17 protein-coding genes are annotated in these 17,054 nt (G+C 50.1%); 16 read left to right on the forward strand and 1 reads right to left on the reverse strand.

Features of this window, described 5'->3' with window-relative positions; all coding sequences use genetic code 11:
- Positions 1-2 precede the first annotated feature (2 nt).
- The 7 genes from tsaE (at position 3) to ACI77B_RS04410 (ending at position 6,084) form a co-directional block, all read left to right on the forward strand.
- Positions 3-422 (forward strand): tRNA (adenosine(37)-N6)-threonylcarbamoyltransferase complex ATPase subunit type 1 TsaE, encoded by a 420-nt coding sequence (gene tsaE / locus ACI77B_RS04380; RefSeq protein ID WP_409337548.1) that lies wholly within the window; start codon positions 3-5, stop codon positions 420-422.
- Complete coding sequence (tsaB, locus tag ACI77B_RS04385) at positions 410-1,144, forward strand: tRNA (adenosine(37)-N6)-threonylcarbamoyltransferase complex dimerization subunit type 1 TsaB (protein WP_409337549.1); 735 nt, start codon at positions 410-412, stop codon at positions 1,142-1,144. The genes tsaE and tsaB overlap by 13 nt, the downstream gene beginning before the upstream one ends.
- 15 nt (positions 1,145-1,159) lie before the next feature.
- Positions 1,160-1,693: a ribosomal protein S18-alanine N-acetyltransferase gene (gene rimI, locus ACI77B_RS04390; RefSeq protein WP_409337550.1), complete on the forward strand. Its 534-nt coding sequence runs from the start codon at positions 1,160-1,162 to the stop codon at positions 1,691-1,693.
- Positions 1,694-1,832: 139 nt separating this feature from the next.
- Positions 1,833-2,849, forward strand: coding sequence for a tRNA (adenosine(37)-N6)-threonylcarbamoyltransferase complex transferase subunit TsaD (tsaD, locus tag ACI77B_RS04395; RefSeq protein ID WP_409337551.1), 1,017 nt, complete (start codon positions 1,833-1,835; stop codon positions 2,847-2,849).
- Positions 2,850-2,869: 20 nt separating this feature from the next.
- On the forward strand, positions 2,870-4,894 hold the full coding sequence (locus ACI77B_RS04400; protein ID WP_409337552.1) for an ABC-F family ATP-binding cassette domain-containing protein: 2,025 nt from the start codon (positions 2,870-2,872) through the stop codon (positions 4,892-4,894).
- A 109-nt stretch (positions 4,895-5,003) separates the two neighbouring features.
- Positions 5,004-5,237, forward strand: a complete 234-nt coding sequence (gene acpP / locus ACI77B_RS04405; RefSeq protein WP_178264509.1) for an acyl carrier protein — start codon at positions 5,004-5,006, stop codon at positions 5,235-5,237.
- A gap of 172 nt (positions 5,238-5,409) precedes the next feature.
- A complete protein-coding gene (locus tag ACI77B_RS04410; RefSeq protein ID WP_409337553.1) occupies positions 5,410-6,084 on the forward strand; it encodes a redox-sensing transcriptional repressor Rex in 675 nt (224 codons plus the stop codon).
- Positions 6,085-6,390: 306 nt separating this feature from the next.
- Here the strand turns inward: ACI77B_RS04410 and ACI77B_RS04415 are convergent, their stop codons facing one another.
- Entirely contained in the window at positions 6,391-6,564 is a 174-nt protein-coding gene (locus tag ACI77B_RS04415) for an indolepyruvate ferredoxin oxidoreductase subunit alpha (protein ID WP_178264511.1), read from the reverse strand.
- Positions 6,565-6,605: 41 nt separating this feature from the next.
- Here ACI77B_RS04415 and ACI77B_RS04420 point away from each other — a divergent pair, with 41 nt between their 5' ends.
- From ACI77B_RS04420 to ACI77B_RS04460, 9 genes are all read left to right on the forward strand, one after another.
- Positions 6,606-7,463 (forward strand): hypothetical protein, encoded by an 858-nt coding sequence (locus tag ACI77B_RS04420; RefSeq protein ID WP_409337554.1) that lies wholly within the window; start codon positions 6,606-6,608, stop codon positions 7,461-7,463.
- Complete coding sequence (locus tag ACI77B_RS04425; protein ID WP_409337555.1) at positions 7,460-8,317, forward strand: DNA-3-methyladenine glycosylase family protein; 858 nt, start codon at positions 7,460-7,462, stop codon at positions 8,315-8,317. The genes ACI77B_RS04420 and ACI77B_RS04425 overlap by 4 nt, the downstream gene beginning before the upstream one ends.
- 188 nt (positions 8,318-8,505) lie before the next feature.
- Positions 8,506-8,787: a co-chaperone GroES gene (locus ACI77B_RS04430; RefSeq protein WP_178264514.1), complete on the forward strand. Its 282-nt coding sequence runs from the start codon at positions 8,506-8,508 to the stop codon at positions 8,785-8,787.
- Positions 8,788-8,853: 66 nt separating this feature from the next.
- Complete coding sequence (groL, locus tag ACI77B_RS04435) at positions 8,854-10,491, forward strand: chaperonin GroEL (protein WP_409337556.1); 1,638 nt, start codon at positions 8,854-8,856, stop codon at positions 10,489-10,491.
- Positions 10,492-11,577: 1,086 nt separating this feature from the next.
- A complete protein-coding gene (locus ACI77B_RS04440; RefSeq protein ID WP_409337557.1) occupies positions 11,578-13,089 on the forward strand; it encodes an IMP dehydrogenase in 1,512 nt (503 codons plus the stop codon).
- A gap of 101 nt (positions 13,090-13,190) precedes the next feature.
- Positions 13,191-14,732 carry a glutamine-hydrolyzing GMP synthase gene (gene guaA / locus ACI77B_RS04445; RefSeq protein WP_409337558.1) on the forward strand — a complete coding sequence of 514 codons (1,542 nt, stop codon included), beginning with the start codon at positions 13,191-13,193 and terminating at the stop codon, positions 14,730-14,732.
- Between the two features lie 425 nt (positions 14,733-15,157).
- Positions 15,158-15,466 (forward strand): type II toxin-antitoxin system RelB/DinJ family antitoxin, encoded by a 309-nt coding sequence (locus tag ACI77B_RS04450; RefSeq protein ID WP_409337559.1) that lies wholly within the window; start codon positions 15,158-15,160, stop codon positions 15,464-15,466.
- Complete coding sequence (locus ACI77B_RS04455) at positions 15,463-15,735, forward strand: type II toxin-antitoxin system RelE/ParE family toxin (RefSeq protein WP_409337560.1); 273 nt, start codon at positions 15,463-15,465, stop codon at positions 15,733-15,735. The genes ACI77B_RS04450 and ACI77B_RS04455 overlap by 4 nt, the downstream gene beginning before the upstream one ends.
- A gap of 74 nt (positions 15,736-15,809) precedes the next feature.
- Positions 15,810-17,048 carry a hypothetical protein gene (locus ACI77B_RS04460; protein ID WP_409337561.1) on the forward strand — a complete coding sequence of 413 codons (1,239 nt, stop codon included), beginning with the start codon at positions 15,810-15,812 and terminating at the stop codon, positions 17,046-17,048.
- Positions 17,049-17,054: the final 6 nt, after the last annotated feature.

A 17,054-nucleotide genomic window follows, 5' to 3' on the forward strand; every position in this document is an offset into this window, starting at 1 on the left:
GGGTGAGAGAAGTCGTAATCAATGGAATAAAGGAAACGGAGGCCTTCGGCAGGAAACTTGGAGAAGAGGCACAGCCGGGGGATATTCTCGCGCTGATCGGAGATCTCGGGACGGGGAAGACGACCCTGACCAAGTCCATCGCCAGGGGTCTCGGTGTGAAAGAGGATATTACGAGCCCGACCTTTAATATAGTGAATGAGTATCATTCCGGGAGACTGCCGCTCTATCATTTCGATGTGTACAGGCTGGATTCCGGCGCGGATATGATCAATATCGGCGCGGAGGAGTATTTTGATGCCGGCGGCGTCTGCATTATTGAATGGGCGGACCGGGTGGCGGAAATTCTTCCGGATGACACGAAGGTAATTTTTATTGAGTATGGAAATAAGGAAGGAGAGCGGCTGTATCAATGTACATTTTAGCGATCGACACGACCGGACCGCTGGGATCAGCGGCTCTGCTGAATTTAGATAATGAAAAGGTCCTGATGGAGGTCAGCCGCGAGGAGAAGGGACATCTGAAAAATCTGATGCCTCTGGTGGACAGGCTTCTGAAGGAAGAAGGAATCCAGCCGAAGGACATCGCTGCGGTGGCGGCATCTGTTGGACCGGGATCTTACACCGGAATCCGCATCGGCGTATCCTCAGCACGCGCCTTTGCGCAGGCTCTGGACATTCCCTGCATCCGCGTTGGCAGTCTGGACATGTTCGCTCAGAAAGCGGTTTCAAGGGACACTGCGGTAATTTTCAATGCCCGCAGAGGTCAGGTCTACGGAGCTGTATACCGCGCAGGCGGGGAAACCGTCATGAGGCCCTGCCCCTGCATGCTGGAAGACGTATACGACTGCGTGAAAGAGAATCAGCTGAATCCGGTATGGTATGGTGACGGCATCGATGCCTATCAGGGCAGTGAGAAATATGGAAAATATCTGGAGGGCGCAGAGTGTTCGCCAGAGGAGGAACGCTATCAGACCGCGGAAATGACCGCTCTGGAAGCGCTGAAACAGTACCGGGCGGGAGAGACATGCAAGGTCAGCGAACTTCTTCCAGATTACATGAGAAAAACGGAGGCGGAGCAGAAACTGCAGGACGGCACGCTCGCGAAGGCGCGTGCAGCCAAGCTGGCGAAGTTTCGCAGCCGTTAGAATTCAGGAGACAGAATGAATATAGAAGATTTGAAAGAACTGATCGGGGAACTGAAAGACGATCCCGACATCGATACGGCAGAGATACTGCTCAGAAACGCTGAACGCCATGATGTAAAGCGCTTGGCAGAGATCGACCGGATCTGCTTCAGCCAGCCCTATTCCGCGTCCATGTTTGAGCATGACATTCAGTACGGCGATAATCTGACCATCCTGACGGCTGTTGTCGATCAGGAAATCGTCGGATACATCGAGATCATGATCGTCCTCGACGAGTGTGAAATCCAGCGTGTCGCGGTTCTCCCGGAGTACCGCCGCCGCTACGTAGCATCCATCATGATGAATTCCATGCTGCATCTGACCGATTCACTGGGAATTCAGAGCCACACACTGGAGGTCCGCGCAGGAAATAAACCGGCCATCCGGCTTTATGAGCATTTCGGTTTCAAGCAGAACGGGCTCCGCAAGAATTATTACGGCGACGACGATGCGCTTCTCATGCTCAGAATCGGCGATCCCGAGCAGTTTGACCCGGAGAAAGTTTCTTAGGGGACAAAAAACAAACAGCAAGAGGCCTGCCGGGCCGGCATATGCTGTGGAATGCCGCTTTTTTCTGCCGGTGCTGAGCATAATCAGCAGACAGGAAAGCAGAATCATACAGGAAGAACAGTAAGAAGGACAAAAGATTATGTGGAATCAGCAATTTATCACATTGGGAATTGAATCAAGCTGCGATGAGACATCCATCGCTGTTGTCGCAGACGGGCGTCACATCCTGTCCAATGTCATTTCTTCACAGATCGCGATTCATACCAAATTCGGCGGCGTGGTGCCGGAAATTGCTTCCCGCCATCATCTGCAGAATATCAATGCTGTTCTTCAGCAGTCGCTGGACGAGGCGGGCATTACACTTTCCGATGTGGACCTGATCGGTGTGACACACGGTCCGGGACTGATCGGAGCCGTCGTTATCGGTGTCGCTACGGCAAAGGCCCTGTCCCTTGCCACGGGAATTCCGCTGGTTGGTGTCAATCACATGCACGGCCACGTCAGTGCCAATTACCTTCAGTATGAAGATCTGAAGCCGCCTTTCCTGGCTCTGATCGTTTCCGGAGGACATACCAATATCGTTGATGTAACCGATTACAACGAATGCAGAGTACTGGGCTCCACCAGAGACGACGCCGCCGGAGAGGCCTATGACAAGGTTGCGCGCGTGATCGGACTGGGTTATCCGGGAGGTCCGAAAGTTGACAGGGCCGCAAAAGAGGGAGATCCGCACGCGGTGGAGTTCAAGCGCGTCTACCTGGAAAAAGGCAGCTATGACTTCAGTTTCAGCGGCCTGAAGACCCAGGTGATCAATTACGTTCATACAGAAAAGATGCGCGGCCACGAACTTTCCGTTCCGGATATTTCCGCAAGCTTCCAGCAGGCCGTGGTCGATGTCATCGTGGACAAGGCTATAGCCGCTGCAGAAGAACGGAAGGAAGAGAAACTGGTCATGGCCGGTGGAGTTGCGGCCAATTCCTGTCTGAGAAGTGAAATGCAGAAGGCATGCGATGCGCATGGAATCCGCCTGTACTGCCCGAAACCGGTGCTCTGCACGGATAACGGCGCCATGATCGCGTCCGCCGCATATTATAAATATAAAAAGCACGGCGCAGACGGGCTGGACCTGGATGCCTACGCCAATCTGCCGCTGTAGAGAAATAAAGGAGATCAAATATGATTGTTTTGTCTGCAACAGACATCACAAGAGCATATGGTACAGATGTGATCCTGGATCACATCTCTTTTCATGTCAACGAGGGCGACCGTGTCGGCATCGTCGGCGCCAACGGCGCCGGAAAGTCCACCCTGCTGGACATTCTGGGAGGAGTCAGTGAGCCGGATGAGGGTCAGTTTTTCCTGTCCTCAGATGTTACTGTGGGCTACCTGCATCAGAACGACGACTTTGAAGACGACTGCACCCTGCGCGAGGAAGTGCATAAGATCTACGAGCGCTTTGAAAGGGCAGAAAAGGAAATCAATACGCTGACGCAGGACATCGCGCAGATGGCGGCAGACGGGAAGACGGATACCGATGAATATAAGCGCATTATGCAGCGCTATGGAAACCTGCAGGACCAGTTTGAACGGGACGGCGGTTTCAGCTATAAAAGCGAGATGCGGGGCATTTTAAACAGCATGGCTTTCGGAGAGGAATACTATGACAAGCCGATTTCATCGCTGTCCGGAGGCGAGCGCACCCGTCTGGCTCTGGCCTGCCTTCTGATGAGAAAGCCGGATGTGCTGATGCTGGACGAGCCGACCAACCATCTGGATATCGGCATGCTGAACTGGCTGGAGCAGTTCCTGAGAAACTATAAAGGAACGGTCATCATGGTGTCCCATGACCGCTACTTCCTGGATCAGCTCTGCACCAGAATTTTTGAGGTTGCGCACCATCATCTGACCTGTTACGACGGAAACTACACCGAGTACGCGCAGAAAAAGAAGCAGCAGAGAGAGTCGGACATGCGCGCCTATAAAAAGCAGCAGGAAGAGATCCGCCGCCAGGAGGATATCATCCGCAAGTTCAAAGAGCGAGGAACGGAGCATCTGGCCAAGCGTGCGGCATCCAGAGAGAAGAAGCTGACGCATATGGAAGTGCTGGAACGTCCGGAGTCGGAAGGCGCTTCGCTGAATGTGCATTTCCGCCAGGATTATGAAACCGGAAACGATGTACTTCTGGGAGAAGATGTCGGTGAGGCATTCCGCACGGAAGAGGGCGTAAGACGCCTGTTTCAGCATGCGGATTTTGACATCAAGAAGGGCGAACGGATCTGCATTGTAGGCCCAAATGGGATCGGAAAGACGACACTGCTGCGCCTGATGATCGGAGAAATCCGTCCGACAGAAGGAAAAATCCGGATCGGAAGAAACGTGAAATTCGGCTACTACGATCAGCGGCAGGAACAGCTCCACGGAGACAAGACGGTTCTGGACGAGGTTCATGATTCCTACCGCCTGTATAAGGAAAGCGAAATCCGTAATTTCCTGGGTCGTTTTCTGTTCAGAGGGGATCAGGTCTTTACCAAAGTCGGATCGCTGTCCGGAGGAGAAAAGGCGAGACTTGCTCTTCTGAAACTGATGATGAGTGGTTCCAATGTGCTGATGCTGGATGAGCCGACCAACCATCTGGACATTGAATCAAAGGAAATTTTTGAGGAAGCGCTGCGGGAATTCCCGGGAACGATTGTCGCGGTTTCCCATGACCGTTACTTCCTGAATCAGATCGCGACCAAGATTTACGAGCTGGGTCCTTCCGGAATCACCAAGTATGAGGGCGGATACGACTATTATGAGGAAAAGAAGGAAGAGACGTCCTCTGGAAAACAGTATCTGAATCAGATGAGAGACCTGGTCGGTGAGGCAGAGTCTGAGCGGCGGCAGGCCTTCGGCGAGCAGAATGGTAAGGATGGGCAGAGCGGGGAAGATTCCTTGCCAGATCAGCCTTTGTCCTCGGAAGAGGAGCGCGCGCTGAAGAAAAAGCGCCAGGCTGAGGAACGCAGAAAACAGAGAAAAATCGAGCAGCTTGAATCCAGAATTGCTGAACTCGAAGATGAAATCGAGGAAATTCAGCAGAAAATGTGTGACCCGAAAATTCTGTCGAACTCTAAGAAACTGACGGAGTTGGACAATAAACAGAAGGATGCGCAGACGGAGCTGGATCAGGCATATGAAGAATGGGGACAGCTGGAAGAATAGTCTGAAAACTGGCTTTTAAGCAGAATGTTTTAACCGCGATGGTTGATTCTGAAATAAAGATAATGTATAATGTTTGAAGTATTGGAAGATACTAGAGGAGGGCGAGACTATGGTTTTTGAGAAGATCAGAGACATAATCGTGGATCAGCTCAGCGTTGATAAGTCTGTGGTAACAATGGATACCAATATGACCAAGGATCTGGAGGCGGATTCCCTGGACGCTGTTGAAATCATCATGGCAATCGAGGAAGAATTTGACATCGAGATCCCGGATGAAGAGGCTGAAAAATTCCAGGTTGTAGGCGACTTAGTTAAATACGTAGAAGCGCATACTGCGGAATAAGCGATTGACCGCCTCTCATGAAGGCGGCTTTTTTATCTGTTAATTTGTTAAAGTTTTGTTGTTTTTTATCGTATGATTGAAATAACAAACTAATATAATAATTCGGGCAGATTGAAGAATAACTGGGTCCGGAAAAGAGTTCAGGATTCTCCGCTGCCAGAGGGAGGGTAATGTGAGACGAAAGAATTCTAAAATCTCCAACGCCGTAATCAGAAGGCTTCCCCGCTATCGGCGTTATCTGATTGAACTGAAGAAAAAGGGAGTAGAGAAAATTTCTTCCAAAGACTTCAGTGCTATGATCGGCTATACCGCATCTCAGATCCGCCAGGACCTGAATAATTTCGGTGATTTCGGTCAGCAGGGATACGGATACAGTGTTGCTGAACTGTATAAGGAAATCAGCAAGATCCTGGGTCTGGACAGAGACTACACAATGGTCCTGATCGGTGCCGGAAATCTGGGCCAGGCCATTTCCAAATATGCAGTCAGCCTGATTGAAGAAGGCTTTAAGCTGAGCGCTGCATTTGAAATCGACCCGAACCTGATCGGGAAAACCGTAGAAGGTATTCCGATTTACGACTATAAAGATATCGAAACGTATGTTGAGGAGAATCACATCGATATCGGTATCATCTGTGTAAACAGGGGAAATGCGCAGGAAGTTGCAGACCGTCTGTCTGCTGCCGGCGCCAAGGGCATCTGGAATTTTGCTCTGGTTGATCTGGAAGTCCCGGATACCGTTGCGCTTGAATCCGTGCATCTCTCGGATACGCTGCATTCACTGGCATATCATATGAATGATATCCGCCAGACGGGTGTGAAGGGTGTCAGCCTGGACGAGGATTAGTTTACTGGCAGACAGAATCAGATACATGAAATGGGGAGCACGATCGGAAAACGATTGGATTATGAAGAATTCGGGGAAATTAGTCTCATCTCTTTTATTTCTGATGGCAGACATCGGAAATGGATTATATCTCTTGAATAAAATCGAACATAGGCATTCTGGACCGCGGCATGCGGTCCTTTTTCTTTGCCGTTCCGGCAGGGCGCGGAGGCTGAGGCTGCCAGGATGCGGACATAAAAAAACAGCCTGCTGTTCCGAAATGAAACAGCAGGCTGTCAATCGTCCCTTTTAAATGACCGGGGTCAATTAAGCCTCAGCCGGAGCGCCTACAGGACATACGCCAGCGCAGGAACCGCAGCTGATGCACTTATCCTCGTCGATTACGTATGCAGCATCTCCCTGGGAAATAGCCTCTACAGGGCACTCAGCCTCACAAGCTCCGCAGCTGATGCAAACTCCGTCATTAATCTTATAAGCCATTGGTATTACCTCCTTGTAAAAACCTGTTATCTGTGTATACTATGGATTATAACAGAAAGGACCGGATTAGTAAAGTGAAAGTATATTCTTTAACAGGCCGCAGCGGTACCGGAAAAAGTTACCAGGCAATCAGTATTTGCAAGGCTTTGCGGATTGATGCCATCATAGACGATGGACTGTTCATCTATAAAAACAGAGTGGAGGCAGGACATTCTGCCAAACGCGAAAAGACCAAGGTCGGCGCGATCAAGGCGGCTGTTTTTGTGCGCCCGGAACACAGGAAAGAAGTCAGGGACCGCATTCATGAGATCAACCCGAAGAGCATTCTGGTTCTTGGAACATCGGAAGAAATGGCGGACAAGATCTGTGAAATGCTGGAACTTCCTGAAGTTTCCCGCAGAATACACATTGAGGACATTACAACGGAAGCGGAACGGGAAACCGCGAGAAAACAGAGAGACATTCAGGGGAAACACGTTATTCCGGCCGCGGCGCCGCAGCTGAAACGTGATTTTGCCGGCTACTTTTTCAATCCGATGAAAATCCTGAGAGAATCCAGGTTCTTCACCGGCAGCGGGAACACATCGGAAAAAACCGTCGTCCGGCCGACCTTCAGCTATCTTGGTGAATTCTTTATTTCCGATAACGTCATCACAGATATTGCGCATTGTGTGGCAGAAGACTGCGGATGCATCGCAAAAGTCCGGAAGGTCTATGAAAATGCAGCCACAGACGCGCTCTGCATCTCCGTCAGCGTAGATTACCAGGCCGGCGGAAATATCCTGAGTCAGGTTGCAGAATTCCAGAGTAAACTCGCCGAAGCCGTCGAAGAAATGACCGCCTTCATTGTTGAAAAAGTCGATGTTGAAATTCTTTCCATCAGGGAGAAAACCGCATGATCATAAAATGGAATGAAAAAGAACAGTCCGTCGAGCTGAAGCAGGCGGACTGTTTTCAGCTGGAAGACATCCTGACCTGCGGCCAGTGCTTCCGCTGGATGCATAATGAGGACGGAAGCTGGGACATTGCGGCTTCTTCCCATCTGATCCGTGCCCGTCAGGAAGGCAGCAGCGTCACCTTTCAGGGCAGCAGCCTGCAGGAATTCCAGAATTTCTGGGCTCCATATTTTGACCTGGGCAGGGATTACCGTTCCCTTCAGAAGCGTCTGACCAGCGGCGACCCCGTCATGCAGAAAGCAGTCAGCTTTGGCGGAGGCATCCGGATTCTGCAGCAGGATCTCTGGGAAACCATGGTGATGTTCATCATTTCACAGAATAACAACATTCCCAGAATTCAGGGCTGCATCGAGCGGCTGTGCAGGCTGTGCGGGAAACCTCTTGCGCATAACTTTTTGTCCGGCGGGGCGCTGGAAAAGCAGATTCCCGGCCCGGAGACACTGGCAGAAATGACCGCAGACGACCTGGCACCGGTCCGCCTGGGCTACCGCGCGAAATACCTGGTCCGGTCGGCGGTGCAGGCACTGGAATACGGCCTTCCGCAGACTTACGACGACCTCCTGAAATTCAGCGGCATCGGCCCCAAGGTGGCGAGCTGCATTCAGCTGTTCGGCCTGCACGATCTGTCCGCATTTCCGATCGACGTCTGGGTGATGCGGCTCATGCACGAGCTTTACGGCCTTGATCCGAGGGACAAAAAAGAAATGGCAAGTTACGCAGACGCTCATTTTTACGACCTGGCCGGGCTGGCGCAGCAGTATCTGTTTTACTATATGAGGAGCGGCCCTGGACAGTAATTTTTTGTCGATGAAAATGAAATAAAGGTTGACAAAAAAAGGGCAGAGCTCTACAATAGAGACAGTGATTAGCACTCGGATAAATGAGTGCTAACAATCCGGAAAGGGAATACCGTGAAATACAGCGGTAAATGAATCCGGATATCAATGCGAAAGCAGATTATCATATAGATCAGGAGGTAAGGAAGATGAGTTTTGGCATCAAACCATTGGGAAACAGAGTAGTCATCAAGAAGGCTGAAGCAGAAGAAAAGTCAGAGGGAGGAATCATCCTGACAAGCTCCGCACAGGAGAAGCCGCAGTATGCTGAGGTCGTTGCGGTAGGTCCTGGAACTAAGGATGAACCGATGGAAGTCAAAGTAGGCGATACAGTAGTATTCTCCAAGTATGCAGGAACAGACATCAAGTTCGAGGGAGAAGAGTATTCCATTATGAAGCAGTCTGACTGCCTCGCAGTAATTGAGAAATAAGATACACCCAGGAGGGAATTTCGATAGATCCGGCGATACAGAGGCCGGTCAGAGGAGGTAAGAACAATGGCTAAAGATTTAGTATATGGTGAAGACGCAAGAAGAAAACTGCAGGCTGGTGTTGACAAGCTGGCAGACACAGTAAAGATCACACTGGGACCTAAGGGAAGAAACGTACTGATTAACAAGAGCTACGGTGCTCCGCTGATTACCAACGATGGTGTTACAATCGCAAAGGAAATCGAGCTGGAAGACGGCGTTGAGAACATGGGCGCAAAGCTGGTTGAAGAAGTCGCAACCAAGACCAACGATGTAGCCGGAGATGGTACAACAACCGCTACACTGCTGGCACAGTCCATCATCAGAGAGGGATTCAAGAACGTAGCAGCAGGTGCTAACCCGATGGTCATCAAGAAGGGAATTCAGGGCGCTGTAGACAAAGCAGTCAGCGAGATCAAGAGAATTTCCCACAAGGTAGAAGGAAAGGAAAACATCGCACAGGTTGCTTCCATTTCCGCTGCTGACGAGGAGATCGGAAAGCTGATCGCAGACGCTATGGAGAAAGTCGGAAACGACGGCGTCATCACTGTAGAAGATTCCAAGACAATGGGAACAACACTCGAGGTTGTAGAAGGAATGCAGTTCGACAGAGGATATCTGTCCCCATACATGGCAAATGACACAGACAAGATGGAAGCCAACATGGAAGATCCGTTCATCCTGATGACAGATAAGAAGATCTCCAACATTCAGGAGATCCTGCCGCTGCTGGAGCAGATCGCAAAGTCCGGAAGCAAGCTGCTGATCATCGCAGACGATGTTGAGGGCGAAGCACTGGCTACACTGGTTGTCAACAAGCTGAGAGGAACACTGGACGTCGTTGCTGTAAAGGCACCTGGATATGGCGACAGAAGAAAGGCTATGATGGAAGATATCGCAATCCTGACAGGCGGCCAGGTTGTCAGCAGCGAACTCGGCATGGAGCTGAAGGACGCTACAATTGACATGTGCGGCAGAGCCGGCAGCGTCAAGGTTACAAAGGACGACACCACAATCGTCAACGGAAAAGGCGACAAGGCAGCCATCGCATCCAGAGTTGAGTCCATCAAGAAGCAGGAGTCCGAGACAGATTCCGATTACGATAAGGAAAAGCTGCAGGAGAGACTTGCCAAGCTGGCAGGCGGCGTAGCCGTTATCAGAGTCGGAGCTGCTACAGAGACAGAGCTGAAAGAGAGAAAGCTCAGAATCGAAGATGCCCTGAACGCAACCAAGGCAGCAGTAGAAGAAGGAATCGTTGCAGGAGGCGGCACAGCACTGTGCTCCACAATCCCTGCAGTTAAAGCATACGCAGACAGCCTGGAAGGCGACGAGAAGACAGGTGCCCAGATCATCGTCAGAGCACTGGAAGAGCCGGTTCGCCAGATCGCAGAGAACGCAGGCTATGAAGGCAGCGTAGTCGTCGCAAAAGTTAAAGACGCAGACGAAGGCATCGGCTTCAACGCAGCCACAGACGAATACGTCGACATGATCGCAAACGGAATCGTAGACCCAGCCAAGGTTACAAGATCCGCACTGCAGAACGCAGCATCTGCATCCGCAATGCTCCTGACCACAGAAGCAGGCATTACCGACATCAAAGAAGACACACCAGCAATGCCAGCAGGCGGCGCCGGCGGAATGGGCGGAATGAACGGGATGATGTAATGGCGCTTGCTCTCATGAGCGGGAGCGTAAGCGAACCGCGAATGATGAGAAGGCCTTATGCTGACGCGGCCTGAGAGATCGAGTCGAAGACGAAGATCGATCAGCCAGCCGCGTGTTGTATATACTGAATATCAAAGAAGCGAGTACAAGAGTGCCCGCTTCTTTTTTCTGTCCGCAAGTGCGCAAGCACGCCGCTCGATCAGCAAGCGGAACGTCGTATATATCGAATACTGAAGAAGCGGGTACAGAAGTGCCTGCTTCTTTTTATGTGCCCGCGCTGAGCAGCGGAAGGTGCATATATACTCATGTATATGTATGTATTTTGTGTTCATTTAAGTTTGTATTTTTCTGGTTCGTTTAAATCGTGATTATTATATATTGTGCAGACTCAGGGTTTTATTAATGATAAATGTTCTGAAAACTGCTGACGATTTTTGCGCGTGACGGCTCCGCCTTTCGCTTTCATTCACTCCTTTCTGGCAAATAATCACTGCTTTTCACTCTCTGGGACGATTCCCTGATTTTATCGAGTTGAGAATTTCCCGTTTTTCGTAGTTTGTCCGTAACAATTCTGATTTTCCCGCGTATTAATATATATTCAGTTCTGCGCTTTCTCTCAAAATTTGAAAATAAACGAACCGAGTGGGATTTCATCACAATCCCATCACATTTCAAGGATTTCCGCCTTAAATTATCAGGCAGCATGAAAAATCACGGGATCGAACAGGGTAATAATTTTCCTTTGCTTCATTTATTAAATACAGAGGTCCAGGTAATGCAGAAATCACCGCCTTTGATAACATTATTAATACCGGAAAGAAATGCATCGTTTCGTCTTTTATTCCGTGCGTGTGTTTTTCTTGCTTTATCGGTTGAAATGGTATAAAATACTTCTAATCTGAATCCCGGATGCAGACCGCATTCCGGCGTTTATGCGTACAATTCCGCCCCTATAAGGTATGAGCAGACGGGCGGCCCGCGGACATGATGTATTAATGAGTATCAGACTGCGGATGACTGAATTGGGCGCTTCAGAATTGAGAGAACATTGTGTTGCATTTTGATTGGAAGGCAGGAGGAGAGCATATGGCACAGTATTTTGATGAACCAAGCAGAACGTTTAGTGAGTATCTGCTTATTCCGGGTTACACATCCAGAGAGTGCATTCCGGCTAATGTCTCATTGAAGACGCCGATTGTAAAGTTTAAGAAGGGTGAGGAACCGGAACTGTCCGCAAATATTCCGCTGGTATCTGCAGCAATGCAGGCCGTTTCTGATGATAAAATGGCTGTTGCGCTTGCGAAGGAAGGCGGAATTTCGTTTATTTACTGCTCTCAGTCGATCGAAAACGAAGCTGCCATGGTCAAGCGTGCAAAGGAATACAAGGCAGGATTCGTAAGAAGCGACAGCAACCTGCGTCCGGACCAGACTCTGAAAGATGTTCTGGATCTGAAGAAGAGAAGCGGTCATTCCACAATCGCTATCACAGAGGATGGAACTCCGGACGGAAAGATCGTCGGAATGGTTACCAGCAGAGACTACCGTGTCAGCAGAATGGATCCGGACACGAAGATCTCCGAATTTATGACGCCGTTTGAAAAGCTGATCACCGCAAAGGATGGATGCACACTGAGCGAAGCCAATGACATCCTCTGGGATAACAAGCTGAACGCCCTGCCGGTTATCGATGATCAGCAGAGACTTGCATACTTCGTTTTCCGTAAGGACTACGACAGCCATAAATCCAATCCGAACGAACTTCTGGATGAGAATAAGAGATATATTGTCGGTGCTGCAGTCAACACCAGAGACTATGAGAAGCGCATTCCTGCCCTTGTAGAAGCCGGAGCTGATGTTCTTTGTCTGGACTCCTCCGAGGGATACTCCGTATGGCAGGCAGATGCGCTGAAGTGGACCAGAGAGCACTACGGCGATAAGGTAAAGCTGGGTGCTGGAAACGTCGTTGACGCTGAAGGATTCCGCTTCCTGGCAGAGGCCGGCGCAGACTTCGTAAAGATCGGAATCGGCGGAGGCTCCATCTGCATCACCCGTGAGCAGAAGGGCATGGGCAGAGGCCAGGCTACAGCAGTCATCGATGTAGCAAGAGCCAGAGACGAGTACTTCAAGGAGACCGGCGTTTACGTTCCAATCTGCTCCGATGGCGGAATCGTATACGACTATCACATGACACTGGCACTGGCTATGGGAGCTGACTTCATCATGCTCGGAAGATACTTCGCGAGATTCGATGAGTCCCCGTCCAACCGCCTGAACATCAATGGAAATTACGTCAAAGAGTACTGGGGCGAGGGATCAAACAGAGCCCGCAACTGGCAGAGATACGACCTCGGCGGAGACGGCGGAAAGATGAAGTTCGAGGAAGGCGTAGATTCCTACGTCCCTTACGCCGGCGGACTGCATGAGAACGTCAACCTGTCCCTGAACAAGGTTAAGGCAACCATGTGCAACTGCGGAGTTACCAACATCCACGACTTGCAGCAGGATGCCAAGCTGACACTGGTATCCGCGACATCCATCGTCGAGGGCGGCGCGCACGATGTCATCCTGCGTGACTCCAGTCAGAATACAATTCGATAATCAAATATTGTCAGACAACACAATAGTTAAATACGTCTGCTGGATTTCTGGTCCGGCAGACGTTATCGTTTTTATGAAACAGAGACATATTGGAGAAAATTATGGAAAAAGAACTGGTTATTGTGCTCGATTTTGGCGGGCAGTACAATCAGCTGATCGCGCGGCGCGTTCGTGAATGCAACGTTTACTGCGAGGTTCATCCGTACACGATGCCAATCGAGAAGATCAAGGAAATGAATCCAAAGGGAATCATTCTGACCGGTGGACCGAACAGTGTTTACGATGAGAAATCGCCGCACTATGATCCTGCACTCTTCAGCCTCGGCATTCCTATCTTAGGCATCTGCTACGGTGCGCAGCTGATGGCATGGTCCCTGGGCGGAAAGGTTGAAACTGCACCGGTCAGCGAGTACGGAAAGACAGAGACAATGATCGACAGAAGCGGCCGCCTGTTTGGCAACGTTTCCGAGAAGACCGTTACATGGATGAGCCACACCGACTACATCGCAGAGCCGCCGGAAGGCTTCCGCGTAACCTCTCACACAGAGGTCTGCCCGGTTGCAGCCATGGAAAACGATGAGAAGAAGCTGTATGCTGTGCAGTTCCATCCTGAGGTAACCCATACCGTTGAGGGACAGAAGATCCTCTCTGCGTTTGTTCTGGGCCCTTGCGGCTGCAGCGGAAGCTGGAAGATGGACAATTTTGTGGACAAAACGATCCTTGAGCTGAGGGAGAAAGTGGGTTCCGGAAAGGCGCTGTGTGCCCTCTCGGGCGGCGTGGATTCTTCCGTAGCAGCTGTTCTGATGTCAAAAGCAATCGGCAAGCAGCTGACCTGCGTGTTTGTTGACCACGGTCTCCTGAGAAAGGACGAGGCAGAGAGCGTCGACCGCGTATTTGGACCGGATGGACCTTACGATTTGAACTTTGTCCACGTAGATGCTCACGAGAGATTCTATGAGAAGCTGAAGGGCGTCACCGAGCCGGAGAAGAAGCGCAAGATCATCGGCGAGGAATTCATCCGCGTGTTTGAAGAGGAAGCAAAGAAAATCGGCGCTGTAGATTACCTGGTACAGGGCACGATTTACCCGGACGTCATCGAGAGCGGCCTTGGAAAATCCGCAACGATCAAGTCCCACCACAATGTCGGCGGACTGCCGGATTACGTTGATTTCAAGGAAATCATCGAGCCGCTGAGAATGCTCTTCAAGGATGAAGTCCGCCGCGCCGGTCTGGAGCTCGGCATTCCGGAGAATCTGGTTTACCGCCAGCCGTTCCCGGGACCGGGACTGGGCATCCGCATCATCGGCGAAGTCACACCGGAAAAGGTAAAAATCGTTCAGGAAGCAGACGCCATATACAGAGAAGAGATCGCAAAAGCCGGCCTCGACCGCAAGATCAACCAGTACTTTGCGGCCCTGACCAACATGCGTTCCGTCGGCGTCATGGGCGACTTCAGAACCTATGACTACGCCATTGCCCTGCGTGCCGTCGAAACATCCGACTTCATGACCGCAGAAGCCACCAACATCCCATGGGAAGTTCTGCAGAAAGTCACCAGCAGAATCGTAAACGAAGTAGAACACGTCAACCGCGTATTCTACGACTGCACAAGCAAACCGCCAGGGACAATTGAGTTTGAGTAGCCGAACCTGAGAGAGCGAGCCGCAGGCGAAGCTCGATCAGCTAGTGAGGCTCTCTGCTACAGCGGTCGCAGAGCCCAAGCCGAAGGCGCCGGGCGATGCGGGAACCCGCGGGGAGACCTGTCCCAGTGAAGTCGAGCGAATAGCCACTAAGAATTGAGCGAAGACTGAACTGCGGAAGGTCCTCCGCCAGACCTGCCGCCGAGACCATGCTTATCATTATGAAGGCATGGGACGAAGCGCAGCAGGCTGCGGCGTTATGAAAAATGTGAGATAATGTCAGTAGACAAGTACAGCAGCGCAACTCATAAATTACATGGGCTGCGCTGTTTTTGTGTGACAACGAAACGATGCAGACTATCTTTTATCCTTGAACTATTGAATTGTAACGTAATATACGTTACAATTGTGGGATGAGGTGGCTTTATATGGGAAAATCAGCGACACTTAATTTGAGAGTAGATCCGGAATTAAAACAGAATGCAGAAGCAATTCTCAGCAGACTGGGTCTTCCGATGTCAACTGCTGTCGATTTATTTTTAAATCAGATTGTTCTTACAGGCGGACTTCCTTTTGCGGTAACACTGCCGGATGTACCTGAAAATATTGATACGGCAAAAATGACGAGTGAACAGATTCATTCTAAAATTTTCAAAGGTTACAGTGATTATCAGGCAGGCAAAGTGCATGATGCAGAATCTGCCTTTGCAGAGTTCACAAGGGATCACAGAGAATGAATAAATATACTGTAAATATTACTGATGCAGCTCTGGCGGACATGGAAGAACTATATAATTACATAGCTTATGATCTTCAGGCTCCGGAAAATGCAATGAGGCAGTACAATAGAATTGCAGATTCGATCTTATCTCTGAAAGACTTTTCAGAACGATTTGGAATTTTTAAATCGGAACCGGGACAACATTGGCAACCATACAGAAGGTGGTCAATGCTTTTGACGAGAAGACAGGCAGTGATTTTGAAGAAAGCAGTTTATTTGCCTTAAGGTAAGGCCGCCGGGCATCCGATATCTTGAATTAACGGATGATAAACGCTATTAAAGTTAGGAGAAACCGATCCTTGGAAAGTTCAAAGGTAAAAGAATATAAATCTCAGATGCAAATCATCTTCCGCCGGGCGAAAGACCGCTCCGGCTTTGTAGACTGGAGGCACATGGGTGATCTCGGAAATGGCATTGCAAGCCTGATGGATGATGCCAGGAAGGAGCTGGCCGCACCGGAAGACCGGTGGGATCTTCTTGCCGTGGCAAATGCTGTCTTTCTCAAATGGGGCAAGACACAGATGGATGATGACGGAGACACAGCCTACATCATGGGCGATGTGACGGCAGCCTGGGACGATGTGGTCAGCCGCATTGCAGATGAGAAGGAGCAGAAGAAAGTTCTGGAGACATTCATGAAATACTGCGATGGCTCTGTGATCGACTACATGGAGGACTACCTCTATGGTTTTATGGACTCTCATTTCAAGACGCCTGAACTTCTTGCGATCAAGCGGCAGTTTCTGGAAGGAAAAATCCAGGAGGTGGAGTCCGGAGACAAGAGCGATACTCTGAAAGATTTCTATACCTCCGTCTACCGTGATTATCTTCTGCAGATTCTTGCCGATGAAGGTGTCCCAATCGATGAAGTGGAGCAGTATGCCGCGAAGTATCATACTTACAAGACAGATGACCGGCTTCTGGATATTTATGAATTCAGGGGCGAAGATGATCGGGAGATTTCGCTGCTCCGCAAATTGATTGATAAGCATGGCAGAAGGCCGATCCGGGGATATGAGTTTACGAGGTATGAAAACCGCCTGAAGAATATTTATAAACGCACAGGAAAGACGCAAGAATATAAGAAACTGCTGAAGAAGATGTTTTATGAGAACCCGGGAAACGACGAGCTCTATGACGAATACCGTAAGCTCTTCACAGACGAGGAATGGAAGCAGGAGATCGACGAGCATCTATTCCCTGTAGTGGCAGGAACTTACAATGCCATGTCGCTTTTTGAGAAAGAGAAGCGGTATGATCTTCTGATGGAGACGGCGGAAAAGCTGGAAGATCTGTCTTCATATGAAAAAGCTCTGAAAAAATTGTATCCGGATCGGTGCATGAATATTCTCGTTAAGAATGCCGACAGTGAAATGGATGGGGCGACCGAACGGAAGGGCTACCGGCATGTAGCCAGGATTCTGAAGAAAATCAAGAAGTATCCAAACGGAGCAGAAGCGGCGGAAAATCTGGCTGAGAAATACAGACAAGAATATCCCAGGAGACGGGCTCTCTGGGATGAACTGAGTAAAGTATGAGTTACA

Origin of the sequence: Eubacterium sp. F2, from assembly GCF_046244355.1 — a bacterium.
Taxonomy (GTDB): domain Bacteria; phylum Bacillota; class Clostridia; order Peptostreptococcales; family Anaerovoracaceae; genus Aminicella.